General features: G+C 52.0%; 1 pseudogene. It reads right to left on the bottom strand.

The features are described 5' to 3' along the window. Positions 1-273, bottom strand: a pseudogene (locus SB775_RS29490) (flagellar type III secretion system pore protein FliP); the annotation flags it as partial.

Here is a 273-nt window from a genome sequence, read left to right as displayed (position 1 = left end):
ACGAAGCCGATCTGGAACGCCGTTTTCAATTCACTGAGTGCGAAAGCCGGGACCAGCGTGGTCAATGGGATGCCTTCGATGCCCTCCGGCTTTTCGAGTTCGGCGTATTTGAAGAACAAGGCCAAGTCTTTCTCACGCGTATGCTGGGCCATGAATTCCTTGATCGGCAGTATGGCCGCATCAAGCGCTTCTTCTTGCGCCAGTTCTTCATCCAAATACGGTTGTAGTGCTGTGTCGTTGATTTCCGTGGCAATCGGCGCCATGATGAAAAAT

It is taken from the genome of Peribacillus sp. SIMBA_075 (assembly GCF_046534585.1).
The sequence above is the reverse complement of the archived record's forward strand: the minus strand, read 5'-3'. Positions and strand labels throughout refer to the sequence as shown.